This window comes from Chryseobacterium sp. Leaf394 (assembly GCF_001424105.1).
Classification (GTDB): Bacteria; Bacteroidota; Bacteroidia; order Flavobacteriales; family Weeksellaceae; genus Chryseobacterium.
Map to the genome: position 1 here is coordinate 879719 of NZ_LMQH01000011.1, position 26068 is coordinate 905786.

Here is a 26068-nt window from a genome sequence, read left to right on the forward strand (position 1 = left end):
TTTATTAGAGCATTTCTATACATATCCCTATTACAGTTGGCAAGCATGATAGTGCGATTGATGGTGAATCGCAAAAATGGATGGTTTTTCTATTTTTATCTGCTGTTTTCCTTTTCTTTTTGGATGTATATTCTATACGAAAAATCAAAGTTTAAATTTTCGTATTTATTAGAAGGTATTTGGCTCCAGCTGAGCATTTTCACCGGATTTATTTATTATTATTTTTTAATATTCTACTTATTTTATCTGCACACAGCAGTAAAAAATCAGAAAACTTAAATTATAAAATCAAATTGCTGTATTCAACCAGGATTATAGAATATTTGAAAAGATCTAAGATTTGAAACCGATCTGTCTTCCAGCCATTTCAGAGATAATTTTAGAATGACTGTTTTGTATTTTTATTTAAGATTAACCTTTAAAACTCAAAAAAAATGAATCATTTGGAACTGACAAAAAAAGTAGAATGGAAAGACCTGCGGTCTCTTTCAACAAAAGAGATGTTGATTGAAAATAACATCAGTCTGCCTTGGCTTTTAATCTCTTTATTTTTCGCGTACAAAGGATACTACTGGGCAGCGCTTCCGTTTTCCGGATTATATTTTCTGACCGCTCTGAGGCAGGTTCACAACGGCTTTCACAATTCATTGGGAACGGGAAAATTCCTGACCTGGCTGTCGATGTATTTAAACAGTATCTCAATGTTATCATCGATTCATGCTGTAAAATTTAATCATATCAGACATCACAAATATTGTCTTTCCGATGACGATTATGAAGGGAAATCTGCATCAATGAAATGGTTTCAGGCGATTTTATACGGCCCGAAACATATGTTTTTAATCCATTGGATGACATTTAAACTGGCGAATAAAAACTATAGAAGTAATTTGATTTTAGAGTTGATTTCAATTTCAGTTTTTATTTCTGTAGCACTCTATTTTCAAATAGATTTCCTGTTGTATCATAACGCAGTTATGTTTTTCGGAGAACTTTTAATGGCATTTTTTGCAGTCTGGACGGTGCATCACGATACTCACGACAACCCAAATATTGCAAGAGCCCAACGAGGATTCTGGAAAAATAAATTGACTTTCAGCATGTTTTATCATATGGAACACCATCTTTTCCCCGCTGTACCGACCATCAAATTACCTGAACTGGCAGAAAGAATAGATAAAGTTTTACCGGAACTGAGTAAAAAACAAACATTTTAAAACAAACATAAAAGTCCCAACGGGACGGCTGAATAAAGGATAGGATGCAATTCTATCAAACAACATCCAATTCCATTATAATTTTTGCGTCTTCTAAACAAACATAAAATGTCCAAAATCCATTTAACCACAATAATCCAAGCCGACATCCAAACCGTCTTCGATCTCGCAAGAGACATCGATCTCCACCAAAAATCCACTTTCCAAACCGGAGAAGTAGCCATCGCTGGCCGAACTTCAGGCTTAATTGAATTGGGAGAAACAGTAACCTGGAGGGCAAAACATTTAGGAGTTGTACAAACCCACACTTCAAAAATTACAGCAATGGAAAAGCCGTATCATTTTACAGACATTATGATTAAAGGAACTTTTAAATGCTTTAAACATCAGCATATTTTCAGGCAGGACGGCAAAAACACAGTGATGACAGACATTTTAGAATTCGAATCTCCCTTTGGAATTTTTGGTAAATTGTTTAATTATTTTTTTCTGAAAAATTATATGACTAAATTTCTCATCGAACGCAATAAATTAATCAAAATCACCGCTGAACAATAAATCTCAAATCTCAAATCTCAAATCTCAAATCTCAAATCTCAAATCTCAAATCCAAACGCAATGAAATTCCTCCAGGCCGAATGGCGAAAATTAGCCATCATCAACTACGAAGTAGATCCCGAAATTCTTACAAAATATCTTCCCAAAGGTACCGAACTCGATTTCTATAAAGATAAATGTTATGTAAGTCTGGTAGGATTTATGTTTCTCAATACCAAATTGCTCGGACTTCCGATTCCATTTCACAGAAATTTCGAAGAGGTCAACCTGAGATTTTATGTGAAGAAAAAAGAAGGTAATGAGTGGAAGAGAGGCGTAGTTTTCATCAAAGAAATAGTGCCGAAATATGCCTTGAGCATCGTTGCCAATTCGGTTTACAAAGAAAATTACAAGACCATGAAAATGAAAAACCAGATGCATTACAGCGAAGATGATCTGATTGTAAAATATTCATGGAAAGACAAAGACTGGTACTCCATGGAAATCACTGCCGAAAGCACCTCCCGGACGATGGAAGACGAATCTGAGTTTGAATTTATCACAGAGCACTACTGGGGTTTTACCAAAAGAGGCCAAAAAACTTCCGAATACGAAGTATGCCACCCGAAATGGGAATGGTATATGGTAAAAAACCACCAGCTTGAAATAGATTTCAAACAGGTCTACGGAAAAGATTTCGAATGTCTCAATCATCAGAAACCTTTATCAGTAATGCTTGCTGAAGGCTCAGAAATTGAAGTGAGAATGAAGAAGTATCTATTGGAAGAGACAAGGAAAAAGTAAAGAGAGCCATCATTAAGAATCAAGTAAAAGGTAAGAAGAGCTAAGGGTGGAGTCGGAATATTTGTATTTAAACAAATTTTATATTAAGTCCGAACAAATGTGTTTTTATGTAAATAAAACTTACATTGAGTCCAAGCCAGTATGTTTGTACTTAAAATCAAGTTATATTAAATCTAAACAATAGTATTTTAATTAAAAATCAAATGACTCTTAATTAAAACAAGTGTGTTTGTCCTTTAATGCAGTTGTACGAGAGTCAAAACGGAGGTGTTTGTATTTAGACATAAATCTGTTTAAATTAAAACAAGACTGTTTATCCTTTCACACAAATCTGTTAGAATTAAAACAGCGCTGTTTGTATTCACATGGATTTCCATTTTAGTTAAAACACATGTGTTTGTATTCTCACAGTTTTCTGTTTTAATTAAAACAGGGGTGTTGCTACCCTCACAGATTTCTTTTAGTTAAAAAACTAAAGTAAACAATCCCACAAAAAATCTCAGATTTTCAATCTTATGTGCTCTAAATATTCTCAATCATTTAAACTTAAACTTAAACTAATGTGACTGTGTGTCCAAAACTTTTGTGCCTTTTGTGGTTATTTTTAGATATTATCTCTCCTGATTTTCTGCTTGGTTTGCACGCTCACAGAAAATCTCAGATTTTCAATCTTATGTGCTCTAAATATGCTCAATCATCCAAACTTAAACTAATGTGACTATGTGTCAAAAAACTTTTGTCTCCTTTGTGGTTATTTTTTAGATATTCTCTATCCTGATTTTCTGCTTGGTTTGCGCTCCCACATAAAATCTTAGATTTTCAATCTCATGTGCTCTAAAATATTCTCAATCATTTAAACTTAAACTAATGTGACTATGTGTCAAAAAACTTTTGTCTCTTTTGTGGTCAATTTTTAGATATTCTCTGTCCTGATTTTCTGCCTGGTTTGCACTCTCACAGAAAATCTCTGATTTTCAATCTTATGTGCTCTAATATGCTCAATCATTTAAACTTAAACTAATGTGACTATGTGTCAAAAACTTTTGTGCCTTTTGTGGTTATTTTTTAAGTATTTTCTATCCTGATTTTCTGCCTGGTTTGCACTCCCACAAAAAATCTCTGATTTTTAATCTCATGTGCTTTAAAATATTCTCAATATTTAAACTTAAACTAATGTGACTATGTGTCAAAAAACTTTTATGCCTTTTGTGGTTATTTTCTAGGTATTCTGTCCTGATTTTCTGCCTGGTTTGCACGCTCACGGAAAATCTCAGATTTTCAATCTAATGTGCTCTAAAATATCCACAATCATTTAAACTTAAACTAATGTGACTATGTGTCAAAAAACTTTTGTGTCTTTTGTGGTAGAAAATTTCCGGTTAAATATTATTTTAGCAAAAACTAAACTTCATGTTCACCAAGCCAAAAACGAAAACGCTCTTTTTCTCATCCTTATTACTTTCATCCACTTTTTTCTCACAGGCACACAACGTTTCAGACGGTTACCAAAAACCTACAGATCCACTTGTTATTCAGAATCTTGAAAACTGGCAGGATTTAAAATTCGGGCTCTTCATGCACTGGGGAACCTACAGTCAATGGGGAATTGTGGAAAGCTGGAGCCTTTGTCCTGAAGACGAATCGTGGACACAAAGAAAACCTGAATATGGAAAATCGTACAATGAATACGTAGAAAATTACGAAAATCTGCAGAAAACTTTCAATCCCACTCAGTTTAATCCACAAAAATGGGCAGATGCGGCGAAAAAGGCGGGAATGAAATATGTCGTTTTTACTACCAAGCACCACGATGGTTTTGCGATGTTTGATACCAAAGAATCTGATTACAAAATAACTTCTTCAAAAACTCCTTTTTCCAAAAATCCCAAGGCGGATGTGACGGAGGAAATCTTCAGTACATTCAGAAAAGATGGCTTTAAAATCGGAGCTTATTTTTCAAAACCCGATTGGCATTCTGATGATTACTGGTGGCCGTATTTTCCACCGAAAGACCGGAATGTAAATTATGATCCGAAAAAATATCCTGAAAGATGGAACAGTTTTAAAAATTTCACTTTCAACCAGCTCAACGAAATCACTTCCAACTACGGTAAAATCGACATTCTTTGGCTCGATGGAGGCTGGGTTCGTCCGTTTCACACCATCGACCAAAATGTGGAATGGCAAAGAACCATCAAGGTCGAACAGGACATTGACATGGACAAAATCGGAACGATGGCGCGAAAAAATCAACCCGGAATTATCGTCGTAGACCGCACGGTTCCCGGAAAGTGGGAAAATTATGTAACGCCCGAACAGGCAGTTCCTGAAAAAGCACTTTCAATTCCGTGGGAAAGCTGCATCACGATGGGTGATTCTTTTTCCTACGTTCCAAATGACAATTACAAATCGTCTCAGAAAATTATTGAAACTTTGGTGAAAATCATTTCAGGGGGCGGAAATTATCTGATGAACATCGCTCCCGGACCGAATGGCGATTACGATGCGGTGGTTTATGATAGATTAACAGAAATTTCTGCTTGGATGGATCACAACCAATCGGCGGTTTTTGCGACGAGAGCAGTGGCACCATACCACGATGGGAATTTTTATTATACCCAAAGCAAAGACGGTAAAACGCTGAATGTTTTTCACTTAAATGATCAATCAACCTATGAGTCTCCGTCAACGTTAATCTTTACAATTCCTGAAAATTTTAAACCAAAATCATTAAAAGTTTTAGGACTATCCAATAAAATTCAATGGAAAAAATCAGGTAATTCAATTGAAGTTACTTTACCTAAAGAAAAAACTCAATTGAAATATTCAACCGTAATTCAAATAACGAAATAGTTGATTCTAACTGCTTTAAAATGACATAGGAAATCGTAGCGTTAAGAAATTTTGAAAAAATTCCGTTAAGAAATTTCCAATGTTTGAGTGGCGGCAAAGATTAATCTTAAAATAAAAAATATTTTTCCCGCCCGAGTTTTGGAAATTTTAGGAAGTTTTTCAAAATTTTAGCGGAGAGTTTCAAGTCTTGAACTTTTGGTTCTTTTGTTTGACTTCGTCGAATCTTCGATTTCAAGACAAAAGAACAATCATTAAAATAAAAATTAGCAATGCATTTTAAACTTCGATTTAAAATTATAGTATTCTCATTATTGAGCACAACATTTATTTCAGCTCAAAAACCGCTGTACAAAGATTCAAAACAACCGGTAGAAACCAGAGTTCAGGACTTGCTGAAACGCATGACGCCCGAAGAAAAATTCTGGCAGTGCTTCATGATTCCCGGAGATTTGGACAACGTTCCGAAAGGTCAATATTCCCATGGAATTTTCGGATTGCAGGTGAGTGCGGGAAATCAGGGCGGTGGAGTTGCCGGGCAGTTGTTAAAATACAATGCGAACGAAGACGCGGAAAGACTGGCAAAAAAGATCAACGCCATTCAAAAATATTTCGTTGAAGAATCCCGACTGGGAATTCCAATTATTCCATTTGATGAAGCTTTACACGGACTGATGCGGGAAGGAGCGACTGCTTTTCCACAGGCAATCGGTTTGTCGGCGACCTTTAATCCTGATTTGATGAAAGAAGTTTCGACGGCGATTGCAAAAGAATCAAAACTGAGGGGAATCCGTCAGATCCTGACTCCGGTGGTAAATCTTGCGAGCGATGTACGGTGGGGAAGGACGGAGGAAACGTATGGTGAAGATCCGTTTCTGACTTCCGTGATGGGCGTGAATTTCGTCAGTTCATTTGAAAATATGGGGATTATTACCACTCCGAAACATTTTTTAGCCAATGTCGGTGAGGGCGGAAGAGATTCCTATCCGATTCACTGGAGCAAAAGATATTTGGAGGAAACGCATTTGGTTCCATTCCAAAAAGCCTTTCAACAGGGGAAAAGCCGTTCGGTGATGACTTCCTACAATCTGTTGGATGGTAGACCTTCAACGGCCAATCACTGGTTGTTGACTGAAAAATTAAAGAAAGAATGGGATTTTAAAGGATTTGTCATCAGCGATGCCAGTGCAGTGGGTGGTGCCAACGTTCTGCACTTTACGGCAAAAGATTACGACGATGCTTCTGCACAGGCGATCAATGCAGGACTTGACGTGATTTTCCAGACAGAATATCAGCATGATAAACTGTTTATGCCGCCGTTTTTGGATGGCAGAATTTCAAAGGAAAGAATTGATGATGCAGTGGCGAGAGTTTTAAGAGCAAAGTTTGAGCTCGGTCTTTTTGAAAATCCTTATGTTTCTAAAAAAGATATTGATGAATTAAAGAAGATCAATCACAAACCTTTGGCAGAAAAAACAGCAATTGAATCTTTTGTTTTGCTTCAGAACAATCATCAGACGCTTCCAATTTCAAACAAAGTAAAAAAGATTTTAATTGTCGGAACTGATGCTGTGGATGCTAGACTGGGCGGTTATTCCGGACCCGGGAATAAAAAGGTGAGTATTTTGGATGGAATTAAAAATTTCGTTAAAAATAAAAATGTTGAGATCACCTATTCAAAAGGAATTGACTGGAATTTAAAGAGTTTTGCAACCGTTCCTGCTGAATTTTTATCTTCAGAAAATCAAAAAGGTTTGAATGGATTTTATTTTTCCAATCCTGATTTAAAAGGAAATCACGCATTTGAAAAGAAGGATGAACAGATCAATTTTAAATGGACTTTATATTCCCCAAATCCTGAAAAGCTGCAGCCAGACAGTTACAGCATTCGCTGGACAGGAAAACTGGAAGCGCCGGAATCAGGAAAATATCAGCTTGGATTACGTGGAAATGACGGTTTCAGAATGTATTTCAATGGAAAACTGGTCATCGACAATTGGGAAAAGCTGAGTTATTCAACCAAAACCATTGATATTGATTTAATTAAAGCTCAGAAATATGATATTAGCATTGAATTCCATGAAAACAGAGGTGAGGCCAACATCGAATTGGTCTGGAATTATGGTTTAAAAGATTACCAAAAAGATTTTGATGAGGCTTTAAAACTTGCTCAAAATTCAGATTACATCATTGTGACAGCCGGAATTCATGAAGGTGAATTTCAGGATCGTTCTTCACTGAGTCTGCCGGGAAATCAGGAAGGATTTATTAATGAAGTTTCCAGATTAAATAAACCGACAACCGTAGTTTTGGTCGGCGGTTCTGCCATAAAAACTACAGACTGGAAGGATAAGGTAGGAGCCATTCTGGATGTCTGGTATCCCGGCGAAGAAGGCGGAAATGCTGTGGCAAAAGTACTTTTCGGAGCAGAAAATCCTTCAGGAAAATTGCCCATCACGTTTCCGGTTGAGGAGGGTCAGTTACCTTTGACGTACAATCATCATCCGACGGGTCGTGGAAATGATTACCACGATTTGAGCGGGGAGCCGTTGTATCCGTTTGGTTTCGGTTTAAGTTATACCACTTTTGAAATTTCTGATTTGCATTTAAATAAATTAAAATTTAAAGAAAACGAGACGGTCATTGCAAAGGTCAAAGTTAAAAACACAGGTTCAAAAGCAGGAAGTGAGGTGGTTCAGCTTTATATAAAAGATTTGCTGGCTTCTGTTTCAAGACCGATTTTGGAATTGAAAGGTTTTCAGAAAGTGTATCTGAAATCCGGTGAATCCAAAGAAATTTCAATTGAAATTCCGGTAAAAGAATTGCAGTTTTTAGATGAAAAAATGAATTGGATTGTGGAAAAGGGAATATACAGAATTATGGTTGGAAATTCATCAAAAAATCTTCCTTTAAAGCAAAATATTGAGGTCGAATAATGTTTTGGATTAAATCTGATGATTAGCTGTAATGATTAAAAAGTAGTATTTCCTGATAAGTTTACGCCATGTATATCTTAACAACGGCCTGTATTTAAAATTCTTTGTCTGACTTTGCGTCAAATAAATAATTAGATAAGAATCTAATCCATCAATGTGCAACCGTTTTCTTTTTAGGGAACGGTTTTTGCAACTTTTGAGGCAAAATAATTCTCACACATCACATCATTAAATTTATGAAAAAATATCTTCTACCGGCAGTCGCAGTGCTGTTTTTCAGCTGTAAAGAAAGTAAAAATCAGAATACTTCAGAAACCGAAGTCGTTACCAAAACAGATACTTTAAAACTTCCTGCACCCGATGAGAAAGGTGCGAAAAATAAATTCAGCAACGTCATCGGATGGCCTGCAGGAAAGGCTCCGACAGCTCCTGAAGGATTTACAGTGACCCGTTTTGCGGAAAATATTAAAAGCCCGAGAAACATGATTCAGGCTGCAAACGGCGATATTTTTGTTGTACTTTCCAATTCCGAACGTACGAAAACGGAGAAAATTAAAAATGATATCAGCGGAAAAAGTGATGCTGAAGTCGGAGGAAAATCAGCCAACCGTATTATTTTATACAGAGATGCCAACAAAGACGGAATTGCAGAATCATCTTCTGTTTTTCTGGATAATCTAAATCAGCCGTATGGAATGCTGATTATTAAAGATAAATTTTATGTTGCCAACACCGATGGACTTTGGGTTTATCCATATAAAGAAGGTGATACGAAAATTACCCAGGCCGGAAAGAAAATCGTTAATTTACCGGCCGGAGGTTACAACAATCACTGGACGAGAAATTTAATTGCCAATAAAGATCAGTCTAAAATTTATATTTCTGTAGGATCCGGCAGTAACGTTGGCGAGAACGGGATGGAATATGAAGTGAGAAGAGCCAATATTTTAGAAGTCAATCCTGACGGAAGCGGAGAAAAAATCTACGGAGCCGGACTTCGGAATCCTGTCGGAATGAGCTGGAATCCTTCCACCGGAGAGCTTTGGACCGTTGTAAATGAAAGAGATGAATTGGGTGACGAGCTCGTTCCGGATTATTTGACCAGTGTGAAAAGAAATCAGTTTTACGGCTGGCCATATGCTTACTTCGGAAAAAATGAAGACCCAAGAAGAAAAGGAGAGAAGCCTGATTTGGTTGCAAAAACCATTGTACCTGATGTTCCTTTAGGGTCGCACACCGCATCTTTAGGACTTACTTTCTACACGGGAGATCATTTTCCTGAAAAATATAAAAACGGCGCTTTTATCGGACAGCACGGATCGTGGAACCGCTCATCTTTAGTGGGTTATCAGGTCGCTTTTGTGCCTTTTGCCAATGGAAAAGCTTCAGGACCGTATCAGCCATTTTTAACCGGATTTATAGCGAATGAAGAGAAAGGTGACGTGTATGGAAGACCTGTAGGTGTTTTACAAATTGCCGACGGATCTCTTCTGGTTGCTGATGATGTCAGCGGAATTGTGTGGAGAGTGGCACATTCTAAAAAGTAAAATTTTGTGTTAATACCAATTTCATTCAGAAACTTACATCAAATTTTGTGGTATGAAATATGTAACATTTAGCTTATAACCCATTGAAATTGTACAATTTCAATTACAAAAGTTAAACGTCATGAAAAAGTTATTGATATCAACCATTCTTTTAGTAGGATTATCGTTCAGTGCTTATGGTCAGAAACGTCCGCCAAGACCGCCTGCACCGCCACATCCGTCAAAAATCCAATTGACAAACAGCAAAGCGAGCGAGCTGGATAAACGGTACCGAACAGAAAAGAAGATGATTATGAATCATCCGGTGGCTACTAAGAAAATGAAAAATGAACAATTGAGAGCGTTAAACCTGAGATATCAGAATGAGAAGAAACTGCTCAGGGCAGCGAGGTAAACTGAAAATAAAGGAAGAGAACAAAATTGTTCTCTTTCTTTATGCTTATATTTTAAAATCTGTTCTCTTGTTTTTTTCTTTTATTTCCTATAATAAGTCGCAGTGCAGGATCGTTCGTCACAAATGCCCAGATCCAGTTGAAAAGAATTTTGCTCCGGTTTCCGAAGCCAACCAAAGGTACAATGTGAATGAGAAGCCAGGTTAGCCAGGCTAAAAAACCTTTGATAAATTTATTTTCAGGAATATCAACCACCGCTTTATATTTTGAAATAATGGCCATACTTCCTTTATCATGATATCTGAAAGGAGTTTTTAAGGATTTTCCGGCAATGACGGACTGTAAGTTTTTTGCCAACAGTCGTCCCTGCTGAATAGCGACCTGTGCCAATTGAGGATGACCACCTGCAAAGTTAGGTTCCTCGGTTATCAGTGAAATATCTCCGATGGCAAAAATGTTTATACTGCCCTTTACCTGACTGTATTCATCAACTAAAATTCTTTTCCCCCTACCCAAGGCGCCATCAGCAAGTCCTTCCACTTCAGGAGCTACCACACCCGAAGCCCATATCAGTACTTCGGTTTCAATTGTTTTTCCGTCAGAAAATACAACTTTTCCATCGGAATAGTCTTTTACTGCGGTATTGAGAAGGATTTTGACACCGAGTTTCTTTAGAACTTTATGAGCTTCATTTTGGGACTTAATACTCATGGGCTGCAAAAGTACAGGCATCGCATCAACTAGGTAAATATTAGACCTGACATCGGTAACTTCGGGATATTCTTTTTCTTCAAGATGGGTACTCATTTCAGCCAGCATTCCCGCAACTTCCACACCGGTGGGCCCGCCGCCTGCAATGACGATATTGAGATGTTTTTCTTTCTCCTGCACAGTTTTTGCCTGAGCGGCCTTTTCCATATTGAGAAGGATGTGATTCCGCATGTCCAGTGCATCATCAATGGTTTTCATTGGCAGTGCGTTTTTCCTTACATTTTCCATTCCGAAGAAATTGGGCTCTGTTCCCATCGCAAGAACAAGATAATCATACTTTAGAACACCGGATGTGGTCTCAATATTATTTTCTTCCCTGTTGACTTTTATAAGGCTGCCAAAATGAAATCTTATATTCTTTTTAAGCTGAAACAGCTTGCGGAAAGGATATGCGATGTTGGAAGGTTCAATAAAAGAAGTGGCAACCTGATAAAGCAACGGTGGAAAAAAATGATAATTGTTTTTATCTACAAGAACAATTTCTACATCAGAATTCTTTGATAATGTTTTAATGAAATTAATACCGGCAAATCCGCCGCCCACAACCACAATTCTTGGCATAACATATTGGTTTTTAATAATTTTACAAGGTCACAGCTCCCACAGTTTACCTTACATTATGGTGCTTGGTTAAATCGATGACCATTTGATTGGCAAAGGTAATTATTTGACATTAATTGTCAACTAAGTTTACGTATTTTTATTCTTTACTTTTTGTAAATTTTCTATTTTTGTCACATGAAAAACATTGCTTCAGACCTTTTGCTTTTTAAACTGATCTACAATTACAGGAGACTGATTGATCAGTTTGGAAATCTTAACATTGATCATCTTACTGATATTCAGCCTGCCCATATTCCTTATTTTATGAGCATCGGTTCGTCCGGAATCTCCAATAATGACCTGCTGAAAGAGATAAAAGTAACTAGACAGGGAGTGAGTAAAGCAGTGAAGGAATTGGAACGAATGGGAATGATCTATACTGCAAAAAAAGAAGGTGATGCGCGTTCCATCATGATTTTCCTCACCGGAGAAGGTAAGCGGCTGTATGAAGTTCTGGGCGAAGTGTTCGGTTCAGTAACCAAAGATTACGTGGGTCTGCTCGGTGAAAAGAGATACATTGATCTTATTTCTTCACTTTCAGAGATTATAAAATATCATGAAAAGATGAATGTAAAAGCATGAGTAATTTCAGCGTTGAGAATATGAAGAAAATGATTATTGTGGGGCATTTGTAATGGCTGTTCAAAATCCCGAAAAAATTAATAAATTTTCCTTAAATTCGCATAAAAATTTTAAGCTAATGAATTACGATATTATTGTCATCGGTAGTGGTCCTGGTGGATATGTTACAGCAATCAGAGCAGCGCAGTTGGGTTTTAAAACTGCAATTATCGAGAAAGAAAATTTAGGAGGAATCTGCCTTAACTGGGGATGTATTCCTACAAAAGCTTTATTGAAGTCGGCTCAGGTTTTTCATTATATCAATCACGCTGAAGATTATGGTTTAAACAAAGTGGAAGCGAGTTTTGAGTTTCCGAATGTAATCCAGAGAAGCCGTGGTGTTGCCTCTAAAATGAGCAAAGGAATCGAGTTCTTGATGAAAAAGAACAAAATCGACGTAATTCTTGGTACTGCAAAAGTACAGAAAGGTAAAAAAGTTTCTGTGACTGATAAAGACGGAAAAGTAACTGAATATACCGGAACCAACATTATTTTGGCTACCGGAGCACGTTCTAGAGAATTGCCAAACTTGCCTCAAGACGGTAAAAAAGTAATCGGATACAGACAGGCATTGTCTCTTCCTGAGCAACCAAAATCTATGATCGTTGTAGGTTCTGGAGCTATCGGTGTTGAGTTTGCTGATTTTTATAACACAATGGGGACGAAAGTAACTGTTGTTGAATTCTTACCAAACATCGTTCCTGTGGAAGATGAGGAAATCTCAAAACACTTAGAGAAATCTTTGAAAAAAACAGGGATCGAAATTATGACCAACGCATCTGTTGAAAGCGTAGACACAAGCGGAAACGGTGTGAAAGCTACGGTTAAAACAGAGAAAGGAAATATCACTCTTGAAGCTGACATCCTGTTATCAGCTGTTGGAATCGCTGCAAACATCGAGAACATCGGTCTTGAAGAAGTGGGCATCCAGACAGATAAAGGAAGAGTTTTGGTTAACGAATGGTACGAAACTTCAGTTCCTGGTTACTATGCAATCGGAGATATTATCCCGACTCAGGCTTTGGCACACGTTGCTTCTGCTGAAGGTATCACTTGTGTTGAAAAAATCAAAGGAATGCACGTTGAGAAAATCGACTACGGCAATATTCCTGGTTGTACGTACTGTCACCCTGAAGTGGCTTCTGTTGGTCTTACTGAAAAACAGGCTAAAGAGAAAGGGTATGAAATCAAAGTGGGTAAATTCCCTCTCTCTGCAAGTGGAAAAGCGACTGCCAACGGAAATACTGACGGCTTCATCAAAGTAATTTTTGATGCTAAATATGGCGAATGGTTAGGTTGTCACATGATTGGTGAAGGAGTAACTGACATGGTTGCTGAAGCTGTTGTTGCAAGAAAACTGGAAACTACAGGTCACGAAATCATCAAATCTATTCACCCGCACCCTACGGTTTCTGAAGCGATTATGGAAGCTGCAGCTGCTGCTTATGGTGAAGTGATTCACATTTAAAATATAGCTGTTTAAATGAAAAAAGTAATCAGTCTAGTCTGTCTATTATTTTTTATTTTGTCGTATAGTCAAAAGACATTCAAATATAAAGATAGACATTTTCCTGCAAGATATGTTTTAGTAGGTCGTAAAGATACTATAAGTACAAGAGTGCAAAATATTGGTTACGTTACTCATAAGAAATTTTATGCAGAGACTTATGTAGGAAGTATTCTTACTATTTCTGAAAGTGGCGAAAAGCAACGCGTTCAAGAATCTGATATTCAATATATGGAAATAATTGATTTGGAGGGCGTCAAAAGAAAGTTGTTTTCTTCACAATTAATTTTAGGAAAAAATGTAGGACTTTTGCAGAAATATAATGATGGTGAAAAAGATGGTTATGTTGATTATTATAGAGTAAGCTTAACTGGACCTCTAAGTACAAAATTTTATCCGAAACAAGTTATTAAGTAATTTCATAAAACCACAGATTCGTCTGTGGTTTTTTGTTTTGAAATGATTTCTACAATAATTAATATGAGTAATCACAAAATTTCTGTGACCTTATTTAAGTGTTAACGCCTTTGTGAGCTTTAAAAACGGTTAGACAGGCAAAAACTCCATGCACTCTGTGTTCAAATTATGTATGATGATTAATTTTTCTTACGTTATATTTTATTTCGCTTATTTTCTTATTTTTATTCGGTAAATAAACTACAAATTAAAATAAAATTATGTTTAAAAAATTAGCTGCCGAAGCCCTGGGATTGGGAGATATTGGTAAAATCATTCCTGCTCAGGATTATGATAAAGTAGATTCTGATGACTATATTTTGTCTGAAGACAATGAGAAAATTTTCTTTTTGATTAAATCCCGTAGAGACGAATATTGCTTTACCAATAGGGCTTTAATACATATTGACGGAGCAAGTGCGATTGACAGAAAAAGAATTCTGAGAAGATACGAATACTATCAGTTTCCTTTTTCGAATGTGACTTTACAAACTGCGGGAACCATCGATTTGGATGCTGAAATTGCATTCAACATCGGGAATGTCCCTTTAATGATCAGTGTTGCGAAAGGTCAGATTGATCAGTTGAAAGATTTGTACAAAGCTCTTTTGGCGATTCAGCAGGAAGTTCATCATAATCATTCTTTACTTAATTTTTCCAATGACAGTATTCTGAAAGCCATTGGAAGTGTAGCATCAGGAAAGCAGGAAAACGTGTCCAAAAGTCAGGAACTAAAGGCAATTAACGAATATATTTTTGCCTGGAATACCAACAGTTTCGACAGATACACTCAGAAAGATTTTTCTAAAATTTTTGAGAAGTATATTAATAACTAGGATTACGAAACCAATCTATAAAATTGAACCACGGATATTGTCCGTGGTTTTTTTTATGTAGTTAAAGGTTTATGTAATTTTAAACCATTTAGAGAATTAAATTTTAAGTTCTGTTAAGGATCAATAAAATTGATTTGAGCGTTCGGCTTAATGATTTGCCTCGGTAACTTAAAAAGTCTTAAGCATAATTTTTCTTAACAACTTAATTTGTCTTAACGGTTCAATTATTCATTTCACAAAAACATCAGTAAACTCAAAAGTTCCACCATTAAATAAACCTTTATCACTCAGTTTCAGTTCGGGAATTACCAGAAGTGCCATGAATGATAAACTCATGTAAGGTGCTCTCAGTTTGCTTCCCAATTCTTTGGCTCTTCGATCCAGTTTGATATATAATTCTGCAACTTCTTCGGCGGGAAGGTTGGTCATAATTCCGGCTATAGGCAACTCCAAAACGAGTTCTTCATTTTCTGTGGCTAAAGAAATTCCACCTTTAGCTTTGATTATGGCGTTTATGGCTTTACAGATATCTTCATCATTCGTTCCGACAACAACGATATTATGGCAGTCGTGGGCAACACACGATGCAATTGCTCCTTCTTTTAAACCTATATTTTTAATAAATGCTGTGGCAACAGGAGCGTCATTATATCGATTAACTACAGCAATTTTCAGAATATCTTCTTCAATATCTGATTCTGCAAAACCATCTTTTACCAGAGATTTTGTATGAAGTTCATGTGTGATCAACTGTCCGTCCAATACTTCTATCACACGAAGTAAATCAGCTTCACTTTTGATTTTAAAATCTGAAGGCTGTTTTAAACTGCAGTTAAAATTATTGACAATTGGAGCATCAACAGATTTGATGAATGACCGTCCGTTTTCTGCAACCAATTGACCTTTGATGTAGGTTTTCAAAATTTTAAAATCATCTAAACTATCAATTTCAATAAAATCGGCATTGTCACCAACCTGTAACAAACCAATCGGTAAATTGTAATGTTGAATTACATTGAGAGATGCCGCACGAAGTACATCATACAAATTATGACCTGCTCTCAAAGCACGTTTTACGTGATCGTTAATATGAGATTCAATCAGATTATCAGGGTGTTTGTCATCGCAGCAAAACATAATCTGCTCCGGAAACTCTTTTAGTAAAGGAATTAACGTATCAAAATTTTTCGCGGCACTTCCTTCTCTGATCATGATCTTTACACCATGTTTCAGTTTTTCAAGAGCTTCGGTATGACCAAAACATTCGTGATCAGTAGTAATTCCTGCGTCGAAATACGTTTTCATGCCTTCTCCCATCAATCCCGGAGCGTGACCGTCAATAGGTTTATTGTGTTTTTTTGCAGATTCTAATTTTTTTAAAACTTCCTCATCGTTATAAATGACACCCGGAAAATTCATCATTTCAGCTAAGTAAACGATTTCTTTTCTGCTTAATAATTGGTCAATATCATTAGCATCAACAACCGCTCCTGCCGTTTCAAAATTTGTAGCCGGAACACAGGATGGAGCGCCAAAATAAAAATGAAATGGAACCTGTCGGGCATTTTCAATCATATAATCAACACCAGGAATTCCAAGGACATTGGCAATCTCATGTGGATCAGAAATAGTTCCTACCGTACCGTGTTTCACAGCAATTCTGGCAAATTCTGAAGGGACAAGCATACTGCTTTCAATATGAACATGGGCGTCTATAAATCCGGGCAGAATGTAGGTGTGCAGTTTTTCATCAATTCTTTTGACTGATGCAATTTTTTGATTGAGAATTGATACTTCTGCGGGAAAAATTTCCTTTGTAACGATGTCTATTAAATTTGCTTTTACTGTAAATTCCATTCTGAATGATTAAAATAAAAAATTCCTAATCGTGAAATTAGGAATTATTATTTGATTTTGTTTTAAATTAATTTTTGACCACCTGCGCATCCTGTCTCACGATGGTTTCACCATTACTGTCTATGACCACCAGTGTATAAGGTGCTTTTTTCGTCGAGTTTGTTAAATAATTTCTCCAAACCTGATAAATTGTCCCATTGTTATTAAATTCAAAATAATAGTTTCCTCCTGAGCCATCCGGAATCACTTCACCATCAGAGATAATCATCGCTGGCTTGGCGGATATTTTCGTATTGGCTCCCCACGATTGGTACAGATAGTTTCCGTTGGGTTGCTTGTCAATTTTTATTTTAAACTTTTTAGTTTTAATAATAACCGTTTTCGGAATTTTTTCCTGTTTCGGACTGGTGACTTCATATTTTGAAGTTGTCTGAATGTCACTCGGCATTGAAGAAGCCATACCAGGTAAAATGCCTAAGCATAAAATTATTTTCGAAGTCATACTATTTGATTTTTAAGTTTTAAAATGGAATCAAATCTAAAGCCAGTTTTATTTTACATACAGCCTCATCCTCGCTTCATATTCAGGTTTTACTTTGATGAATTTCCAGATTTTCTTATCGTCAGGATTGCTCATTCTAAAATAAATAATCTTATCCGCAGAGTATTTAAAGTAAGGATGACTTTTCAGCCATTCTTCAGGTGCCTCAGCAAGGGAATATTTCTGAACTTTAGAAACATCCAGAGGAGCTGTATTGACCAGTTTTTGTGTCAGTTCTTTGTCGATATTGTAGGTGTCCAAAATTTGTTCTTTTGTAACAAAACCGCCCAATTTTTTTCTGAAACCAATCATTGATCCTGCAGCTTTTTCATCAAAACCATATTCTAAAAGTTGCTTAAAGGTGATTGAATTTAAATCTGTTTTGGTGAAATCTGTTGTGCTGCTCTCAGGTTTTTTCGCTTCTGAAGGTTTTGCGTTTGAAATTCTGATGAAAGGTTTCATTTCATTAAATTTATCTTCATTAATGACGAAACATGATTTTATTTCTTCAAGATTTTTAAAGCTCCCTTTTAAATTTCTTTCCTTGTAATTGAGAATCACATTCGCCTGTTTTTCAGAAAATCCTAATTTTTGCCAGCCTTCACGATCCAGTTCGTTAGGATCAAACGTCTTGTAATTTATTTTTTCCCTGATGGTATCTCTTTTAAATTTGTTCTTCACAAAATTGTCCGGAGTTTTTGCCGGAAGAATGAGATAAGGCTCCAGCTTTGCGTAATTTTCATCGCTGATAATAAAGCATTCTTTAAATTTTTCTTTACTTACAAAACTTCCGCCAAGATAATTTTTGTATTTCAAAATCGCTCCAGCCTGTTTCTCAGAAAATCCCATATCTTCCCAATCTGCCTGAGAGTAACGGTCGGGATTGAATTTTCCTGAAATTCTGAGTTCTTTCTTTACGAAATTTCCGTCAGTAGAGGTGAAAGTCTTTCCTTCCTGATTCGTTTCCGGAAGTAAAATGTAAGCTTCAATTGCATTGAATTTTTCTTCAGAAATTGAGTAACATTTTTTGAGCTGTTCTTTGGAAATAAATCTTCCGCCAACGATCTCTTTATACTTTAAAATAGTAGCGGTCTGTTTCTCAGAAAATCCCAGTTTTTGCCACTGATCGGCCGATAAATCATTAGGATCAAATTCAGAAAGTGGCATTTCCTCCGAATTTTCAGTCGTAAAAGTGAGCTCAGGGAATTTCTCATCTGTACTTTCGGCGTATTTACTGTACATTGACAGCACTGCCAAAAGCATTGCAAGAATTGCAATCTTTGTATAATATTTTTTTCGCACCATGTAATAAATTTAAGAATTATTTTAATTCAAAAATCAATATATGATGATTTATTAACTTAAAAATGGATGAATTACTCGGAATCCCTTTCTGTAAGCGAATCTTTCAGTTTTAATAGTTCAGCTTTTACAAATTCGAGCCTGTCGATCAGGGTAACGGTTTCAGAAATTTTAGAGTTTGTGGTTAATGCGATTTTTGCGCCGTCCAGTGTGTAACCCTTTTCTTTTACCAAGTGATAGATGATCTGAAGGTTTTTAATGTCTTCGGGTGTAAAATAGCGGTTTCCCTTTTTATTTTTTTTAGGTTTGATGATCGGAAATTCCTGCTCCCAATATCTTATCAATGAAGTATTTACATCAAATGCCTTGGCGACTTCGCCGATGGAGTAGTAAAGTTTGTCTGGTAAATTGATCTTCATTCCCTTAATTTTGTCTTTTGAGCTCTTGCCGTTCTCAACTTTGTCAAAGTTTTATGCGTTATGCTGATAACTTTGACAAAGTTTTCAAAGGAAACTCTTCTTTTGATTTAAACTGAATTTTCAAAGATAATTATTTTTTAAACCACTTCACAAATCGTAAATTGTAAACTTTAAATTCAGAAGAATGAAAAATATAATGATGGCCGGGCTTGTTGGTTTGTTTTTGGTATTTCAAGGTTGCAAATCAACAAAATACGAAGCTATGTTTGAAAACACCGAACCGAAATTAATTTCAGATCAGTTTAAATTTACCGAAGGTCCTGCAACCGACAAATCAGGAAACGTGTATTTTACCGATCAACCCAACGATAAAATCTATGTCTGGGACTGGAAGACTGACAAAATCGAACTTTTTTCAGATAAAACGGGTCGTGCCAATGGAACTTATTTCGACGAAAATGATTATTTAATAACTTGCTCCGATAACGAAGGTGAAATCTGGAAAATCGGTAAAGATAAATCAGTAGAAGTTTTATCCAAAGGTTTTGAAGGGAGGAGATTAAACGGTCCTAATGATCTTTGGCTCGATGGAAATGGTGGAATTTATTTCACCGATCCTCTGTACGAAAGAGATTATTGGGAGAACTTCAAAGTAGAAATTCCTGAGAAAAATCTGTATTACAGAAATAAAGATGGAAAAATTTTAAAGCTTGAAACTTTCGTTCAGCCTAACGGAATTATCGGAAGTATCAGCCAAAAAAAACTATACGTTTCAGACATTGATGCCGGGAAAACGTATGTTTATGATATTTTAGGCGACGGAAAATTATCTGAAAAGAAATTATTTTGCGAAATGGGTTCTGACGGAATGACTTTGGATAAAGAAGGAAACCTTTATATCACTGGAGATGGCGTGACCGTTTTTAACAGCAGAGGCGAAAAAGTTCACCACGTTAAAATTCCGGAAGACTGGACGGGAAACATAACTTTTGGCGGCGAAAAAAATAATATTCTGTTTATTACCGCTTCAAAATCGGTGTATACTTTACCGACGAAAACATCTGCGATGAAATAGGTTAAGGTTAAGGTTAAGGTTAAGGTTAAGGTTAAGGTTAAGGTTAAGGTTGCGTTGCTCAGCCTTAACCTTTGCCTCAGCCTAATAAGCCACTTCCATTTTCACTTTCTTACCTTTCAGTTTTTCAGTGCTCAGTTTTTTCAGTAATTCTCTCACTTTAGTTCTTGAAACCGCAACATATGACGTTGTATCTTTCACTTCAATCAGGCCTAAATCTTCTTTCTGCAATTCTCCTTTTTTCAACAGGTATCCGACGATATCCACTTTATTCACTTTATCTTTTTTTCCGGCGCTGATGTAAACCGTCTGAAATGGAGGATTGGCAGGAACTTTCGAAAACTCCTTTACCGATTCTTCAGGTGTATCTTTTTTGATGAAAGGAAACTTTTCTTCTTCAGTCATCACCAGATAAGCAAAACCTTTGGCGTTCATCCTCGCAGTACGGCCGTTTCTATGAATGAATGCATCTTCTGTTGTGGGTAACTGATAATGAACAATCGATTCAACTTCAGGAACGTCTAAACCACGGGCAGCCAAATCGGTTGTGATCAAAACTCTGGCTGTATCGTTTCTGAATTTCAGCAACGCACGTTCTCTTTCATCCTGCTCCATACCGCCGTGGAAGGTTTCTCTGGCAATTCCTTTGTCCAAAAGCAAATCGGCAATACGGTCAACGGTTTCTCTGTGATTACAGAAAATCAGTGTCCTTTTATTTCCGATTTTACAGATTAAGTGAAATAACGTATCAAGTTTTTCTTCAGAAATTGTCATTACTTTTCTTAACTGAATATCAGGTTTATTTTCACCCAATTTTAAGAAATCAACTGTCTTTTCATCTTTCAGACCGGTAAACTTTGGAATCTCATCCATCGAAGTTGCCGAAGTCATGATTCTCTGGTAAAGATTGTACATGTTTTCAATAATATATTCCATATCTTCATGAAAACCTAGCTCCAAAGCCTTATCGAATTCGTCTAAAACCAAATTTCTAATGGTTTTTACCTCAATATTATTATTTCTAAGGTGATATGCAACTCTACCGGGAGTTCCAATTAATACAGCAGGAGCTTCTTTAAGATTGTTCATCTCAATCTTTTTATCGTGACCGCCGTAGCAAACCGTCACCTTAAAATCGGTACCCATCGATTTAAAAACCTGCTCAATCTGCAAGGCCAGTTCTCTGGCCGGAACCAGAATAACAGCCTGAATTCCCGTTGCTTCCCTTTTTAAATTTCTAAGAACCGGAAACAGAAAAGCCAGTGTTTTTCCCGAACCTGTAGGCGAAAGTAAAACAACATCCGTATTGTTTTCGGTGGTTTTGTATGTAGATTTCTGCATCTGATTCATATCCTCAATCTGCAGTTTTTTGTAAATAGATTCTAATTCCATTTTGCAAAGGTAGGGGATTTTGGAAATTCAACCTATTTAAAGAGATGTTGCCGTTATATTTATTAATAAAATAATATGTAAAAAAGTATGCAAAAAATTTTATTTTGAATTCAATCATTATAAATTTTAGTAGTATTTGGAGATAATTTTATGGGTTTAATATTTTTAAGGTTCTTCTTTATGCGCAAATTGTAAATTGTCAAAAGCAATTGCAGATTTACCTTTTTCTATATCTGCGTTGACAATTTTTTCTAAAATCTCAATTTCACCTGCGGGAACACCGTAGTAGTCTAAAAGAATAAAATCATTTTTTTCGAAATGGGCTTTTATAGAAAGAGCTTTTTTATCAGTGAAGCTTAAATGAGTATACTTTTCATTTGGATTCAGTTTCAGTTGTTTGATAATCCTTTCGGAATTTACTTTGTCAATTTTTATTTTATCCATTAAGTACTTGTAGACAGTTAATGGATTGAAAAATGATGAAAAAGAATTTTGCTTATGGTTTTTTGCCCAAGGCAAATTAGTTTTTTTCTTTTGGAATCGTTTGATTAATTCTATTGCTAAATCGAAACCTAAGGATTTATTTTCATTAATAAAATTAGGAATGTAAATTCTAATTAAATTCCAGCTTTTAAGTTCAAAATCAGGGATTTGAATTCCGTGAATTTCAAAATTTTCACTGTGAAAAATATTATTTTGCATTTTGCTGATTAATTTTTTAATTTTAAACAATTTAAAGATAGTTTGATATTCACTGAGTTTTAGATATAAAAGTCATTATAGTGGATTTCAAATTAATTAAAGAAATTTGCATAAACTCTCAAACTCTCAAACTCTCAAACTCTCAAACTCTCAAACTCTCAAACCCAACATGACTCCCGAGAAAAAACAACTCATGACCGACAGTTTCAACCGCTCAGAAACGTTGAAATTCTACAAAGCCGAACTTCTTGAAGTAGAAACCGATTTCGTTTCCATTAAAATTCCTAAAATGGAAATGATGACCAGAAGTGCAGGAATGTTTAATGGTGCCATGATCGCTTCACTGGTAGATGTTTCCTCTGGGTATGCAGCAGTAAGTCATTATCCCGAAGATGCCTATGTTGTGACGGTTGAGCTGAAAGTAAATTACCTGCGTCCTGCAATTGGCGATGCTTTGGTTTCAAAAGCATACGTCGTAAAGGGCGGGGCTAAAATAAGCGTCATCCGAACAGAAATTTATACCGTAAATGCAGATCATTCTTCAGAAAGTCATGTTGCGACTTCGCTTGTGACTATGATGAAAATTAAATAGTTATATGTTCTTTTTTCTTGAAATCAAAGATTCGACGAAGTCAAACAACAGAACCAATCCCAAAATTTCGGGACAAGACTTTTATCTCTCAGCTAAAATTTTGAAGAACTCCTGAAATTTCCAAAACTCGGGCGGAACGACATTAATATCATAATCATTATTTTTGCAGCCATTCAAACAGTGGAAATTTTTAACGGTATTTTTCAACAATTTCTTAACGTTTCGATTCCCAAGTCATTTTGTAACTAATTTTACTTAGTTTAAGAACAGCATTTGTTATGAAAAAAAATTAATTTTAAAAATAAAAAATATGAACATTATTATCCGACTTTTCATCACAGCCATCGTAGCATTTGTACTTACAAAAATGCTTTCCGGCGTGCATTTCGACGGTTTCACCGGAGCAGTAATTTTCGCTGTTGTTTTAGGCGTTTTAAATTTAATTTTAAAACCAATTTTAAAACTTTTCGGACTTCCGTTGACTATTATTACATTAGGATTCTTCTCATTGGTCATCAATGCAATCATTATTCTGATAGCTGATTACTTTATAGATTCCATGAAAGTCGATGGCTTCTGGTGGGCATTTATTTTCAGTATTCTACTGTCAGTTATTACATCTCTAGCCTATTCAATGTTTGCAGATAAGGATTAAAAACTTTGACGGATGCTTAATTATAAAATCTTAAATAAAAAAATGATAACCCTGCCAGCGTTTAAAATGCTGGCAGGGTTATTTAGTTAGTATCAAATAAATAAAAAATTTTTAGATAATTTTTTTCAAACCTTATCTAAGCGCTAGCGGCTTTGTGAGACTAAAACACAATTTTTTTTAAACAAAAACTCTGCGTACGCTGTATCAAAATTCCAAAGCATAAATGAAAATGAGTTATAGGCTCATACTATCGGCATTAAAACTAAACCCACAATTTCCTCGCTCAATTTTATTTTAAATATTAACTTTGGCATTCTTTGAAATTAATATGAATGGATGAATGAAAAATTCTGAAATTCTTTTAAAATGATTCTTTATGAAATTAAAACACAGTCTGCTCGCTTTGGCAGCGCCACTTTTAATGAATGCACAACAAGTAATGACTCCTGAAATCCTATGGACTTTGAAAAAAGTGGGTGTACAGGCAGTCTCTCCCGACCATTCTTCACTGATTTATAAGGTCGGACAGGTAGATTTAAAAACTGAGAAAACAAAAAGTGAAAACTACTTTCTGAATGTGATCAATAATCAGTCTTCAAAAATTGATTTAGGCAAAAAAGCATTAATTCAGTGGGATAAAAACGGACTGTACGCTCAGGAAGGTGACAAAATATTCCTTTCAAAAGACAGCGGAAAAACGTGGGCAGAATTTTACACCATCGGTGAAGTGGATAATATTGTTATTTCTCCTGATGGAAAAAAAATAGCGTTCAGCAAACAGGTTTTGGTGGAAAAAGTGATGGGGAAAGATAAATATGCTGATACGCCAAAGACGACAGCGCAGGTTTATACTGATTTGAACCACAGACACTGGGATTATTTCAATGAAGGAAAATATAATCATGTTTTTGTTGTAAATACTTCTTCAAATGTAGATTCAGCAAAAGATTTACTGGAAGGGAAGACCTGGGATTCTCCGCAGAGACCTTTTGGCGGAGCGGAAGATTTTGTGTTCAGCCCGGATTCCACCCAACTTTTATATGTTACGAAACCAAAGAGCGGTAAAGAGTATTCTACAAGCACCAACACGGATATTTTTGCTTACAACTTAGCTTCAGGAACAACAAAAAATTTGACAGAAGGAATGATGGGTTACGACGTTAATCCGAAATTTTCTCCTGATGGAAAATGGCTTTCATGGCAAAGTATGGAGCGTGAGGGCTACGAAGCCGATAAAAATGACATCGTTGTAATGGACTGGAAGTCTGGTGCTAAAAGCAATATGACGGGCAACTGGGACGAAAGCGTAACCGGAACATCTTTCTGGAGCAAAGATTCTAAAAACATTTATTTTAATGCAGCATTTCGCGGTACAGTTCAACTGTTTTCTGTAGATCTTAAAAATGCAAAGATTAGTCAGATTACAAAAGGTGATTTCGACATTACAGATATTTTTGCAGACCAGAAAAATGCAGTGTTGGTTTCAAAAACAGATATTAATCATTCAGCAGAACTTTATTCTGTCACTCTGAAAAATGGAGAATTAAAGCAGGTAACCGATGCGAACAAAGATGCTTATGCAAAGTTAGCACAGGGAAAATCTGAACTGAAAATGGTGAAAACCACAGACGGAAAAGAAATGGGAGTATGGTTTCATTATCCACCCAACTTCGATCCAAATAAAAAATATCCAACTTTGGTGTATTGTCAGGGTGGTCCGCAATCTGCCTTAACGCAGTTTTTCAGCACAAGATGGAATTTCTCCTTGATGGCAGCCAACGGATACATCGTTGTTGCCCCAAACAGAAGAGGAATGCCGGGCTGGGGAACAAAATGGAATGAAGAAATCTCAAAAGACTGGGGCGGACAACCAATCAGAGATTATTTGGCGGCAACAGATTTTGCCAAAACTCTTCCTTACGTTGATAGCGAAAGGGTAGCAGCAGTGGGAGCGAGCTACGGTGGTTACAGCGTATTTATGCTGGCGGGAGTTCACAACAACCGATTTAAAACTTTCATCGCTCACGACGGTTTGTTTGATATGAAATCATGGTATCTGACAACTGAAGAACTTTGGTTTGCCAACTGGGATCTCGGTTCTCCATGGGAAAAGCCTTTACCAAAAGCTTACACAGAATTTAATCCAAGTAATTTTGTAGATAAATGGAACAGGCCTATCATGATTTTCCAGGGTGGCATAGACTTCAGAGTTGGTTATGAGCAAGGTCAGGAAGCTTTTCAGGCTGCAAAACTGAGAGGTCTGAAATCAAAATTTGTCTATTTCCCGAACGAAAATCACTGGGTACTTCATCCGCAGAACGGTTTGGTTTGGCAGAGAGAGTTTTTTGATTGGTTGAAGGAAACTTTGTAGGTTGAAATTCAATGAATTTTTGACTGGGTGTTGTTATCCATCTAAAAATATAGTAAAAACGGACATCGAAAGAAGTCCGTTTTTTTTT

The 26068-nt window shown here is 36.2% G+C and carries 22 protein-coding genes; 15 read left to right on the plus strand and 7 right to left on the minus strand.

What is annotated here, in order from left to right:
* Nucleotides 1-434: 434 nt before the first annotated feature.
* The 7 genes from ASG21_RS08465 to ASG21_RS08495 all read left to right on the plus strand — a co-directional run bounded on the left by ASG21_RS08465 (nucleotide 435) and on the right by ASG21_RS08495 (nucleotide 10285).
* Complete coding sequence (locus ASG21_RS08465) at nucleotides 435-1217, plus strand: fatty acid desaturase (protein WP_056078275.1); 783 nt, start codon at nucleotides 435-437, stop codon at nucleotides 1215-1217.
* Between the two features lie 108 nt (nucleotides 1218-1325).
* Nucleotides 1326-1775 carry an SRPBCC family protein gene (locus ASG21_RS08470; protein ID WP_056078278.1) on the plus strand — a complete coding sequence of 150 codons (450 nt, stop codon included), beginning with the start codon at nucleotides 1326-1328 and terminating at the stop codon, nucleotides 1773-1775.
* 60 nt (nucleotides 1776-1835) lie between these two features.
* Entirely contained in the window at nucleotides 1836-2558 is a 723-nt protein-coding gene (locus ASG21_RS08475) for a DUF2071 domain-containing protein (protein WP_056078280.1), read from the plus strand.
* A gap of 1410 nt (nucleotides 2559-3968) precedes the next feature.
* Nucleotides 3969-5411 carry an alpha-L-fucosidase gene (locus ASG21_RS08480; RefSeq protein ID WP_056078283.1) on the plus strand — a complete coding sequence of 481 codons (1443 nt, stop codon included), beginning with the start codon at nucleotides 3969-3971 and terminating at the stop codon, nucleotides 5409-5411.
* Between the two features lie 269 nt (nucleotides 5412-5680).
* Nucleotides 5681-8344 carry a beta-glucosidase gene (locus tag ASG21_RS08485; RefSeq protein ID WP_056078286.1) on the plus strand — a complete coding sequence of 888 codons (2664 nt, stop codon included), beginning with the start codon at nucleotides 5681-5683 and terminating at the stop codon, nucleotides 8342-8344.
* A gap of 236 nt (nucleotides 8345-8580) precedes the next feature.
* Nucleotides 8581-9891 (plus strand): sorbosone dehydrogenase family protein, encoded by a 1311-nt coding sequence (locus ASG21_RS08490; protein ID WP_056078289.1) that lies wholly within the window; start codon nucleotides 8581-8583, stop codon nucleotides 9889-9891.
* Between the two features lie 121 nt (nucleotides 9892-10012).
* Complete coding sequence (locus ASG21_RS08495) at nucleotides 10013-10285, plus strand: hypothetical protein (protein ID WP_056078292.1); 273 nt, start codon at nucleotides 10013-10015, stop codon at nucleotides 10283-10285.
* 52 nt (nucleotides 10286-10337) lie between these two features.
* Here the strand turns inward: ASG21_RS08495 and ASG21_RS08500 are convergent, their stop codons facing one another.
* Nucleotides 10338-11615 (minus strand): NAD(P)/FAD-dependent oxidoreductase, encoded by a 1278-nt coding sequence (locus ASG21_RS08500; protein WP_056078295.1) that lies wholly within the window; start codon nucleotides 11613-11615, stop codon nucleotides 10338-10340.
* Between the two features lie 177 nt (nucleotides 11616-11792).
* Between ASG21_RS08500 and ASG21_RS08505 the strand changes: the two genes are divergently transcribed.
* From ASG21_RS08505 to ASG21_RS08520, 4 genes are all read left to right on the plus strand, one after another.
* Nucleotides 11793-12239 carry a MarR family winged helix-turn-helix transcriptional regulator gene (locus ASG21_RS08505; protein ID WP_056078298.1) on the plus strand — a complete coding sequence of 149 codons (447 nt, stop codon included), beginning with the start codon at nucleotides 11793-11795 and terminating at the stop codon, nucleotides 12237-12239.
* A gap of 118 nt (nucleotides 12240-12357) precedes the next feature.
* Nucleotides 12358-13746: a dihydrolipoyl dehydrogenase gene (gene lpdA, locus ASG21_RS08510; RefSeq protein ID WP_056082259.1), complete on the plus strand. Its 1389-nt coding sequence runs from the start codon at nucleotides 12358-12360 to the stop codon at nucleotides 13744-13746.
* 15 nt (nucleotides 13747-13761) lie between these two features.
* Nucleotides 13762-14202: a hypothetical protein gene (locus ASG21_RS08515; protein ID WP_056078301.1), complete on the plus strand. Its 441-nt coding sequence runs from the start codon at nucleotides 13762-13764 to the stop codon at nucleotides 14200-14202.
* Nucleotides 14203-14462: 260 nt separating this feature from the next.
* Entirely contained in the window at nucleotides 14463-15077 is a 615-nt protein-coding gene (locus ASG21_RS08520) for a PH domain-containing protein (protein WP_056031220.1), read from the plus strand.
* A gap of 228 nt (nucleotides 15078-15305) precedes the next feature.
* Here ASG21_RS08520 and ade read toward each other — a convergent pair whose 3' ends face one another.
* From ade to ASG21_RS08540, 4 genes are all read right to left on the minus strand, one after another.
* Nucleotides 15306-16934 (minus strand): adenine deaminase, encoded by a 1629-nt coding sequence (gene ade / locus ASG21_RS08525; protein WP_056078304.1) that lies wholly within the window; start codon nucleotides 16932-16934, stop codon nucleotides 15306-15308.
* Nucleotides 16935-17001: 67 nt separating this feature from the next.
* On the minus strand, nucleotides 17002-17436 hold the full coding sequence (locus tag ASG21_RS08530; protein WP_128414259.1) for a hypothetical protein: 435 nt from the start codon (nucleotides 17434-17436) through the stop codon (nucleotides 17002-17004).
* A 48-nt stretch (nucleotides 17437-17484) separates the two neighbouring features.
* Nucleotides 17485-18780, minus strand: coding sequence for a helix-hairpin-helix domain-containing protein (locus ASG21_RS08535; protein ID WP_056078310.1), 1296 nt, complete (start codon nucleotides 18778-18780; stop codon nucleotides 17485-17487).
* A 71-nt stretch (nucleotides 18781-18851) separates the two neighbouring features.
* Nucleotides 18852-19196, minus strand: coding sequence for a MerR family transcriptional regulator (locus tag ASG21_RS08540; RefSeq protein WP_056078312.1), 345 nt, complete (start codon nucleotides 19194-19196; stop codon nucleotides 18852-18854).
* 184 nt (nucleotides 19197-19380) lie between these two features.
* Here ASG21_RS08540 and ASG21_RS08545 point away from each other — a divergent pair, with 184 nt between their 5' ends.
* Nucleotides 19381-20271, plus strand: coding sequence for an SMP-30/gluconolactonase/LRE family protein (locus tag ASG21_RS08545; RefSeq protein ID WP_056078315.1), 891 nt, complete (start codon nucleotides 19381-19383; stop codon nucleotides 20269-20271).
* 81 nt (nucleotides 20272-20352) lie between these two features.
* Here the strand turns inward: ASG21_RS08545 and ASG21_RS08550 are convergent, their stop codons facing one another.
* Complete coding sequence (locus ASG21_RS08550; RefSeq protein WP_056078318.1) at nucleotides 20353-21660, minus strand: DEAD/DEAH box helicase; 1308 nt, start codon at nucleotides 21658-21660, stop codon at nucleotides 20353-20355.
* A 165-nt stretch (nucleotides 21661-21825) separates the two neighbouring features.
* Nucleotides 21826-22392: a hypothetical protein gene (locus tag ASG21_RS08555; RefSeq protein ID WP_056078321.1), complete on the minus strand. Its 567-nt coding sequence runs from the start codon at nucleotides 22390-22392 to the stop codon at nucleotides 21826-21828.
* Nucleotides 22393-22555: 163 nt separating this feature from the next.
* On the opposite strand from ASG21_RS08555, the gene ASG21_RS08560 reads away from it, so the two are divergent.
* The 3 genes from ASG21_RS08560 (at nucleotide 22556) to ASG21_RS08570 (ending at nucleotide 25980) form a co-directional block, all read left to right on the plus strand.
* Complete coding sequence (locus ASG21_RS08560; protein ID WP_241773476.1) at nucleotides 22556-22954, plus strand: PaaI family thioesterase; 399 nt, start codon at nucleotides 22556-22558, stop codon at nucleotides 22952-22954.
* Nucleotides 22955-23264: 310 nt separating this feature from the next.
* Nucleotides 23265-23609 (plus strand): phage holin family protein, encoded by a 345-nt coding sequence (locus ASG21_RS08565; RefSeq protein WP_056078329.1) that lies wholly within the window; start codon nucleotides 23265-23267, stop codon nucleotides 23607-23609.
* A gap of 376 nt (nucleotides 23610-23985) precedes the next feature.
* Nucleotides 23986-25980 carry a S9 family peptidase gene (locus tag ASG21_RS08570; RefSeq protein WP_056078332.1) on the plus strand — a complete coding sequence of 665 codons (1995 nt, stop codon included), beginning with the start codon at nucleotides 23986-23988 and terminating at the stop codon, nucleotides 25978-25980.
* The last annotated feature ends 88 nt before the right edge of the window (nucleotides 25981-26068 follow it).